General features: G+C 65.8%; 9 protein-coding genes. 7 read left to right on the forward strand and 2 right to left on the reverse strand.

Going from position 1 to position 7,266, the window contains the following annotated elements; genetic code table 11:
• The first annotated feature begins 18 nt into the window (after nucleotides 1-18).
• The 5 genes from AC3WTC_RS16085 to AC3WTC_RS16105 all read left to right on the forward strand — a co-directional run bounded on the left by AC3WTC_RS16085 (nucleotide 19) and on the right by AC3WTC_RS16105 (nucleotide 4,018).
• Nucleotides 19-798: an SIMPL domain-containing protein gene (locus AC3WTC_RS16085; RefSeq protein ID WP_080149680.1), complete on the forward strand. Its 780-nt coding sequence runs from the start codon at nucleotides 19-21 to the stop codon at nucleotides 796-798.
• 2 nt (nucleotides 799-800) lie between these two features.
• Nucleotides 801-1,388, forward strand: coding sequence for an anthranilate synthase component II (locus AC3WTC_RS16090; RefSeq protein ID WP_492711922.1), 588 nt, complete (start codon nucleotides 801-803; stop codon nucleotides 1,386-1,388).
• Nucleotides 1,389-1,404: 16 nt separating this feature from the next.
• A complete protein-coding gene (gene trpD / locus AC3WTC_RS16095) occupies nucleotides 1,405-2,436 on the forward strand; it encodes an anthranilate phosphoribosyltransferase (RefSeq protein WP_093818186.1) in 1,032 nt (343 codons plus the stop codon).
• Nucleotides 2,437-2,510: 74 nt separating this feature from the next.
• Nucleotides 2,511-3,305 carry an indole-3-glycerol phosphate synthase TrpC gene (trpC, locus tag AC3WTC_RS16100; protein ID WP_100437005.1) on the forward strand — a complete coding sequence of 265 codons (795 nt, stop codon included), beginning with the start codon at nucleotides 2,511-2,513 and terminating at the stop codon, nucleotides 3,303-3,305.
• On the forward strand, nucleotides 3,302-4,018 hold the full coding sequence (locus tag AC3WTC_RS16105; RefSeq protein ID WP_033832397.1) for a haloacid dehalogenase-like hydrolase: 717 nt from the start codon (nucleotides 3,302-3,304) through the stop codon (nucleotides 4,016-4,018). Before trpC ends, AC3WTC_RS16105 begins: the two co-directional genes overlap by 4 nt.
• Nucleotides 4,019-4,169: 151 nt before the next feature.
• On the opposite strand, the gene AC3WTC_RS16110 is transcribed toward AC3WTC_RS16105, so the two are convergent.
• On the reverse strand, nucleotides 4,170-4,931 hold the full coding sequence (locus AC3WTC_RS16110) for a sulfite exporter TauE/SafE family protein (protein ID WP_025874618.1): 762 nt from the start codon (nucleotides 4,929-4,931) through the stop codon (nucleotides 4,170-4,172).
• A gap of 137 nt (nucleotides 4,932-5,068) precedes the next feature.
• The gene (crp, locus tag AC3WTC_RS16115) at nucleotides 5,069-5,758 is read right to left on the reverse strand and encodes a cAMP-activated global transcriptional regulator CRP (RefSeq protein ID WP_025874619.1); all 690 of its coding nucleotides are present in this window, start codon (nucleotides 5,756-5,758) and stop codon (nucleotides 5,069-5,071) included.
• A gap of 150 nt (nucleotides 5,759-5,908) precedes the next feature.
• On the opposite strand from crp, the gene speD reads away from it, so the two are divergent.
• Nucleotides 5,909-6,703, forward strand: coding sequence for an adenosylmethionine decarboxylase (gene speD / locus AC3WTC_RS16120; RefSeq protein WP_025874620.1), 795 nt, complete (start codon nucleotides 5,909-5,911; stop codon nucleotides 6,701-6,703).
• A gap of 165 nt (nucleotides 6,704-6,868) precedes the next feature.
• Entirely contained in the window at nucleotides 6,869-7,189 is a 321-nt protein-coding gene (locus tag AC3WTC_RS16125) for a DMT family transporter (protein WP_025874621.1), read from the forward strand.
• Nucleotides 7,190-7,266 lie beyond the last annotated feature (77 nt).

Genomic DNA, 7,266 nt, shown 5'->3' on the forward strand with positions numbered 1-7,266 from the left:
CAAGACAAGGAGTACCGCATGAAGCTGCTGAGCGCATTGCTGTGGTCGTCGCTGCTGGCCACGATGGCCCCGTCTGCCTGGGCGCAGGCCAACACCATTCCCTCGCAGCCGCACCTGCTGGTGAAGGGCGAGGGCGCGCGAACGGTGATGCCGGACCGGTTCGGCCTGCAATTGAACATCGAAGAGACCGATATGGATGCCGATGCCGCGCGTCGCCGCGTGCAGGACAACGTCGCCCGCGTGCTGGCGCTGTTCAAGCAGCACAAAGCGGTGGACGGCAGCGTGCGCGCGGACAACCTGCGCATCGGCCCCGCCACGCGCTATGAGCAGAGCCGGCAGGTCTTCATCGGTACGCGCGTGTCACGCCAGCTGCGCGCCAGCTTTGCCAGCGTGAAGGCGATGCAGGATGTGCTGGGTGCGCTGAAGGCCAATGAAAACGTACAGGTCAGCAGCCTGGCCCCGACGTACTCGGGCGAGGTGGCGCTGCGCCGTGAACTCAAGGGCGAGGCCGCAGCCAAGACCCGCGAGTCCGCGCAGGGCCTGGCCAAGGCCTACGGCACCCAGCTGCGCGGTCTTTACAGCATTTCCGATGTGGCGCCGAACTTCGCCTACGGCATCCAGGCAGGCAGCTGGCCCAGCAGCGGCGATCTGGTGACGCCGCCTTCGCCGCCCTCGCCCGAGGCGCCGATGAACAGCATCGAGACCACGGGCTCGCGCCTGCCCGAATCCATCGAAGCCGGCCCCATCACCTACACCGAAAACGTGTACGCCATTTTCCTGATAAGCGACGGAACCTGACCATGTTGTGGATGATCGACAACTACGACAGCTTCACCTACAACCTCGTGCAGTACCTGCAGACGCTGGGTGCCGAAGTGAAGGTGGTGCGCAACGATGCGATGAGCGTGGACGAGATCGCCGCGCAGAACCCCGAACGTATCGTCATTTCGCCCGGCCCGTGCACGCCCAACGAAGCGGGCGTGTCTCTGGAGCTGATCCGGCGCCTGGGGCCGACCACGCCGATCCTCGGCGTGTGCCTGGGCCACCAGGGCATCGGCCAGGTCTACGGCGGCACGGTCATCCGCGCCGGCAACATCATGCACGGCAAGACCTCGCCGATCCGCCATGAGGGCAAGGGCGTATTCGCCGGCCTGCCGGACGGTTACCAGGCCACCCGCTACCACTCGCTGGTGGTGGACAAGAACAGCCTGCCCGATGCGCTGGAAGTGACTGCGTGGACCGAGAACGAGGATGGCTCGATCGAAGAGATCATGGGCCTGCGCCACCGCCAGTTCCCGGTGGAGGGCGTGCAGTTCCATCCCGAATCGATCCTCACCGAGCACGGTCACGCGCTGCTGCGCAATTTCCTGCAGCGCCCGGCTGCCTGATCCAAGGAGTATTCCGATGAGCTTCTCCCCCCAGGAAGCCCTGCAACGCACCATCGAACACCGCGAAATCTTCTTCGACGAAATGGTCGACCTGATGCGGCAGATCATGCGCGGCGACGTCTCGCCGATGATGACCGCCGCCATCCTCACCGGCCTGCGCGTGAAGAAGGAAACCATCGACGAGATCGCCGCCGCGGCGACAGTGATGCGCGAATTCGCGCTGGCCGTGCCGGTCGCCGATACCACCCACCTGGTCGACATCGTCGGCACCGGTGGCGATGGCTCGCATACCTTCAACATCTCCACCTGCGCGATGTTCGTTGCTGCTGCCGCCGGCGCGCGCGTGGCCAAGCATGGCAACCGCAGCGTGTCGTCCAAGTCCGGCAGCGCTGATGCGGTCGAGGCATTGGGCGCGGCGATCGAGCTGCAGCCGGCGCAGGTGGCCGCGGCCATCGAACAGACCGGCATCGGTTTCATGTTCGCGCCGATCCACCATCCGTCGATGAAGGTGGTGGCGCCGGTGCGTCGCGAGATGGGCGTGCGCACCATCTTCAACATCCTCGGGCCGCTGACCAACCCGGCCAGTGCACCGTCGGTGCTGATGGGCGTGTTCCATCCCGACCTGGTGGGCATCCAGGCGCGCGTGATGCGCGAGCTGGGTACCGAGCGTGCGATGGTGGTCTGGGGCCGCGACAACATGGACGAGATCTCGCTGGGCGCCGGCACCCTGGTGGGTGAGCTGCGCGACGGCAAGGTGCGCGAGTACGAGATCCATCCGGAAGACTTCGGCATCGCCATGTCGGCCAGCCGCAACCTGCGCGTGGACGGCCCGGAGCAATCCATTGCCATGCTGCGCGCGGTGCTCGACAACGAGCCGGGTCCGGCGCTGGACATCGTCGCCCTGAATGCGGGCGCAGCGTTGTACGTGGCCGGCGTAGCCAGCGATATCGGCGACGGCCTGGCCCGTGCCCGCGCGGTCATCGCCGATGGCAGCGCCCGTGCCCGCCTGCAGCAGTATGTCGATACCACCCGCGCGCTGGTTGCCTGAGCGCGCGGTTCAGCCTGACCCACCCGATGGCCGATAATGGTCGTCCTCACCGCCCCAGCACCGACCCGACGACGATGAGCGATATCCTGCAGACGATCCTGGCCCGCAAGGCCGAAGAAGTAGCCCAGCGCCGCGCCCAGCGGCCGCTTGAGGAGCTGCAGGCCGCGCTGGCCGATGCGCCACCGGTGCGCGGTTTCGTGCGCGCGCTGCAGGCCGCCGTCGCCAATGGCGATCCGGCGGTGATTGCCGAAGTGAAGAAGGCCAGCCCGTCCAAGGGCGTGATCCGCCCCGACTTCCGCCCGGCCGACATCGCGGTCAGCTACGAGTTCGGCGGCGCCAGCTGCCTGTCGGTGCTGACCGATGTCGATTTCTTCCAGGGTGCCGATGCCTACCTGCAGCAGGCCCGCGACGCCTGCACGCTGCCGGTGCTGCGCAAGGACTTCGTGATCGACGCCTACCAGGTGGTCGAGGCGCGCGTGCTCGGCGCCGACTGCATCCTGCTGATCGTCGCCGCGCTGGACGATACGCAGCTGGCCACGCTGTCCGAACTGGCGATGTCGCTGGGCATGGACGTGCTGGTGGAAGTGCATGACATCGACGAACTGGAACGTGCACTGCAGGTGCCGGCGCCGATGATCGGCATCAACAACCGCAACCTGCGCACTTTCGAGGTGTCGCTGCAGACCACGCTGGACATGCGCCTGGCCGTGCCGCGCGATCGCCTGCTGGTCACCGAGAGTGGCATTCTCGGCCCGCAGGACGTGGCGCTGATGCGCGATGCCGGCATCCACTCGTTCCTGGTCGGCGAGGCCTTCATGCGCGTGGAAGAGCCGGGCGAGGGTCTGCGTCAGCTATTCTTCGCAGCATGAAAACGTACTATCCAACGCCGCGCGAGGATGCGCCGCTGGTGGTCTTCGACTTCGACCACACCCTGTATGACGGCGATTCGGGTACCCACCTGTTCGCCTCGCTGATCAAGCGCAACCCGCTGCGGATGCTGGCGGCGCTGCTGGTCACCCCGATCGCCGGGCCGATGGTGGCGATGCTGCCGACCCGCCGTGCCGGTATCTCGGTCTATGTCTGGATCGGCAGTTTCGGGCTGCACCGCGCGCGTGAGTTCAACAAGGTGATCGACGCCTACGTGCTGCGCAACGAGGCGCAGATGCGCGCCAAGCTGTTGCCGCAGGCGCTGGAGGTGTTCGCCGCGCATCGTGCCAAGGGCGACCGCGTGGTGGTGGCCACCGGTGCGCCGCCGGAGTTGGCCCGTGCGATCCTGGCCTTTGTCGCTCACCAGGACGTGCCGGTGATCGGCACCGAAGTGGGGCCGCGTCTGGGCGGGGTAGGGCCGACCCGACACTGCCACAACGAAGAGAAGATGCGCATGCTGCGCGAGCGCGGCTACGGCGACATCGACGTCGCCTATTCCGACAGCACCGCCGATCTCCCGCTGCTGCTGGCGGCGAAAGCGCCGGTGGTGGTCAACCCGAAGCCGGCCAAGGTGGAATTCTTCCGCCGCGTGCTGCCGGCCGGCACCCGCATCCTCAACTGGGGCTGCGTGGACCGCGGTGGCGACAAGGCGTAATCGATCCCGCCTGCCCGCCGGGCAGGGACCCGGTAGTGCCGGCCGCTGGCCGGCAACCTGGCACGCGTTTCCGGAGTTCATGAGGTTGCCGGCCAGCGGCCGGCACTACCGAAGCCCACGCGGGTAGCGCCGGGCCACGCCCGGCGGGCGGTCAGCGGCCCAGGTACCCGAACAGCGCATGGCCCACCTGGAACAGGCTGATGCCCAGCACCAGCACGCCCACTGCGACCAGCACCCAGCGTTCCTTCACCCGTTTCACCAGCACCGCCGCCACCGGCGCCGCCATCATGCCGCCGATCAACAGGCCGGCGACGATCTGCAGGTGCTGCACCCCCATCGACAGCAGGAACGTGGCCGAAATGGTCAGGGTGACCACGAACTCGGCCGCGTTGACGGTGCCGATCGTGGTCCTGGCCTGGCCACCGCGGGCGAGCAGGGTGGAGGTGGCCACCGGGCCCCAGCCGCCGCCGCCGCTGGCATCGAGCAGGCCAGCGAAGAATCCCAGCACCGGCACCCGGCGGATCTCGCCCTTGGGCATCCAGCGGCCAGCCGCGCGGGCCAGGATGATGATGGCCAGCACCAGCAGGTACAGGTAGATCAGCGGGCGGATCAGGTCGCCAGGGACCTGTGTCAGGACGTACGCGCCGAGTGCACCACCCAGTGCGCCGGGCAGCGCGAGGCGGAAGAACAGGCGTTTGTCGACATTTCCTGCTACCAGATGCGACACACCGGAGGCCCCGGTGGTGAACACCTCAGCGGTATGGACGCTGGCGCTGACCTGTGCGGGAGGCAGCCCCATGCTGAGCAGCACCGATGAAGAAACCAGCCCGAAGGCCATGCCCAGCGCACCATCGACCAGCTGTGCGCCAAGGCCGATGAGGATGAACCACCAGAATTCGCTGCTCAGTTCCATGGATCGAGCCTAGCGGAAGCGGGTGTGCGGGACATGCGATGGTACGTCGCACGTATGGCGATCCGCCGGGCATGGCCCGGCGCTACCGGCGCAGGTCTTGTGGTAGCGCCGGGCCATGCCCGGCGGACACCGGGTGGTCAACGGGTGCCGTACAGCACCACGGTCTTGCCGCGGGCGTGCAGCAGGCCGTCGGTCTGCAGCTTCTTCAGCACCCGGCCGGCCATTTCGCGCGAGCAGCCGACCAGGCGGGCCAGTTCCTGGCGTGAGACGCGCAACTGGCTGCCCTGCGGATGGCTCATCGACTCCGGCTCCTGCGCCAGATCGTGCAGGGTGCGCACGATACGGTCGGTGACATCCAGGAACGCCAGGCGGCTGGCCTTGCGGCTGGTGTCCAGCAGGCGCTTGGAGATCTGCTGGCCCAGCGCGTACAGCAGGCGCGGGGCATCGGCCGACAGCGGGCCGAGGAACAGCTGATGCAGGCGCTCGTAGCTGATTTCGGCCAGCTCACAGGCGGTGCGGGTGCGCAGGATCACCTCGCGGCGGTCCGACTCCACGAACAGGCCCATCTCGCCGACGAACTCACCGGCGCCGAAATAGCCCAGCACCAGCTCGCGGTCCTCCTCCTCCTCGGCCATGATCGAAACCGAGCCGCTGATGACGTAATACAGGGTTCCCGCCGGGTCACCGGGTCGGAAGACGTCGGTACGGGTGGGATAGCGCCGCCGGTGGCTGTGTGCCAGGAAGCGGTCGATTGTTGCGATGTCCAAGGCCAATGGGCTGCTAGCTAGGCGCACGGTTGACACGATAGGGGCGCTCCCTCTGCGCATGAACGGATTCACGGGGTCGATAGCGGAGCTTAACCAGCGCAATTGTTAAGGGCAAACAGTGTGCCAGAACCTGAGCGTCTTCACGTTCCCCCTGGAGACACTTATGCCGCATAATTCCCCCTTTCCCTTCTTACACAGGAATCGACCGCCGTGGTCAAGCCGTTGCCTCGCCTGAGGTTGCAGGGTTTCAACAACCTCACCAAGGCGCTGAGCTTCAACATCTATGACGTGTGTTACGCGCGCACCGAAGAGGAGCGTCAGCGTTACATTGAATACATCGATGAAGAGTACAACGCCGACAGGCTTACTCAAATCTTGACCGATGTCGCTGAGATCATCGGCGCCAACATCCTCAACGTGGCGCGCCAGGATTACGATCCGCAGGGTGCCTCGGTGACGATCCTGATCTCCGAAGAGCCGGTGATCGACAAGAAGCAGGCCGGCAAGGAGTTGATTTCCGATGCCGTGGTCGCGCACATGGACAAGTCGCACATCACCGTGCACACCTATCCGGAAACGCACCCGCAGGAAGGCATTGCCACCTTCCGCGCCGATATCGACGTGGCTACCTGTGGCGTCATTTCGCCGTTGAAGGCACTGAACTACCTGATCGAGAGCCTGGAATCGGACATCGTGATCATGGACTACCGTGTCCGTGGCTTCACGCGTGATGTGAAGGGCAAGAAGCACTACATCGATCACAAGATCAACTCGATCCAGAACTTCCTGGCCAAGAACATCAAGTCGCGTTACGAGATGTTCGACGTCAATGTCTACCAGGAAAACATCTTCCACACGAAGATGCACCTGAAGGACTTCGACCTGGACCAGTACCTGTTCGAGGAAAAGGCCAAGAACATCTCGTTCAAGGAACGCATGAAGATCGAAGCGCTGCTGCGTCGTGAGATCGAAGAGCTGTTCCACGGCCGCAACCTGGCTGAGTGACCCATGTGCGATGCCGGCAGGCATCGCCACCCAGGCGGGACGCCCCGCCCCGTGGAGCCTGCGCTTGGCGCAATCTTCAGTTCCACGGCGATGTACCGACCTACGGCCCGGTGTGAAAACACCGGGCCGTTTCGTTTTTCCCAAAAAGGTAAGGAGCCCCCACCCATGCCCTGGATCTACCTGCTGCTGGCCGGTCTGTTCGAGATCGGATTCGCCCTTGGAATGAAGTACTCCGAAGGTTTCAGCAAACCCGTGCCGACCGCCCTGACGGTGGTGTCGGCGCTGATCAGCCTGTATTTGATGAGCCAGGCGATGAAGAACATTCCGGTCGGCACGGCCTATGCGATCTGGACCGGCATCGGCGCCATGGGCGTGACCGTACTGGGCATCTACCTGTTCAACGACAGCGCCTCGCCGGCACGCTTGGCCTGTGTGGGCCTGATCGTGGCCGGCGTGATCGGCCTGAAGCTGGTATCACCGAATTGATCCCGGTAGTGGGGGGGGGGGGGGGGGGGGGGGGGGGGGGGGGGGGGGGGGGGGGGGGGGGGGGGGGGGGGGGGGGG

This window comes from Stenotrophomonas sp. FW305-C-20-S1, from assembly GCF_058783335.1.

Coding starts and splice junctions, on each gene's coding strand:
- AC3WTC_RS16090 (WP_492711922.1), top strand. CDS start 801: ATGTTGTGGATGATCGACAACTACGACAGCTTCACCTACAACCTCGTG.
- crp (WP_025874619.1), bottom strand. CDS start 5,758: ATGCGCAGAGGGAGCGCCCCTATCGTGTCAACCGTGCGCCTAGCTAGC.
- AC3WTC_RS16085 (WP_080149680.1), top strand. CDS start 19: ATGAAGCTGCTGAGCGCATTGCTGTGGTCGTCGCTGCTGGCCACGATG.
- AC3WTC_RS16125 (WP_025874621.1), top strand. CDS start 6,869: ATGCCCTGGATCTACCTGCTGCTGGCCGGTCTGTTCGAGATCGGATTC.
- AC3WTC_RS16110 (WP_025874618.1), bottom strand. CDS start 4,931: ATGGAACTGAGCAGCGAATTCTGGTGGTTCATCCTCATCGGCCTTGGC.
- AC3WTC_RS16105 (WP_033832397.1), top strand. CDS start 3,302: ATGAAAACGTACTATCCAACGCCGCGCGAGGATGCGCCGCTGGTGGTC.
- trpC (WP_100437005.1), top strand. CDS start 2,511: ATGAGCGATATCCTGCAGACGATCCTGGCCCGCAAGGCCGAAGAAGTA.
- trpD (WP_093818186.1), top strand. CDS start 1,405: ATGAGCTTCTCCCCCCAGGAAGCCCTGCAACGCACCATCGAACACCGC.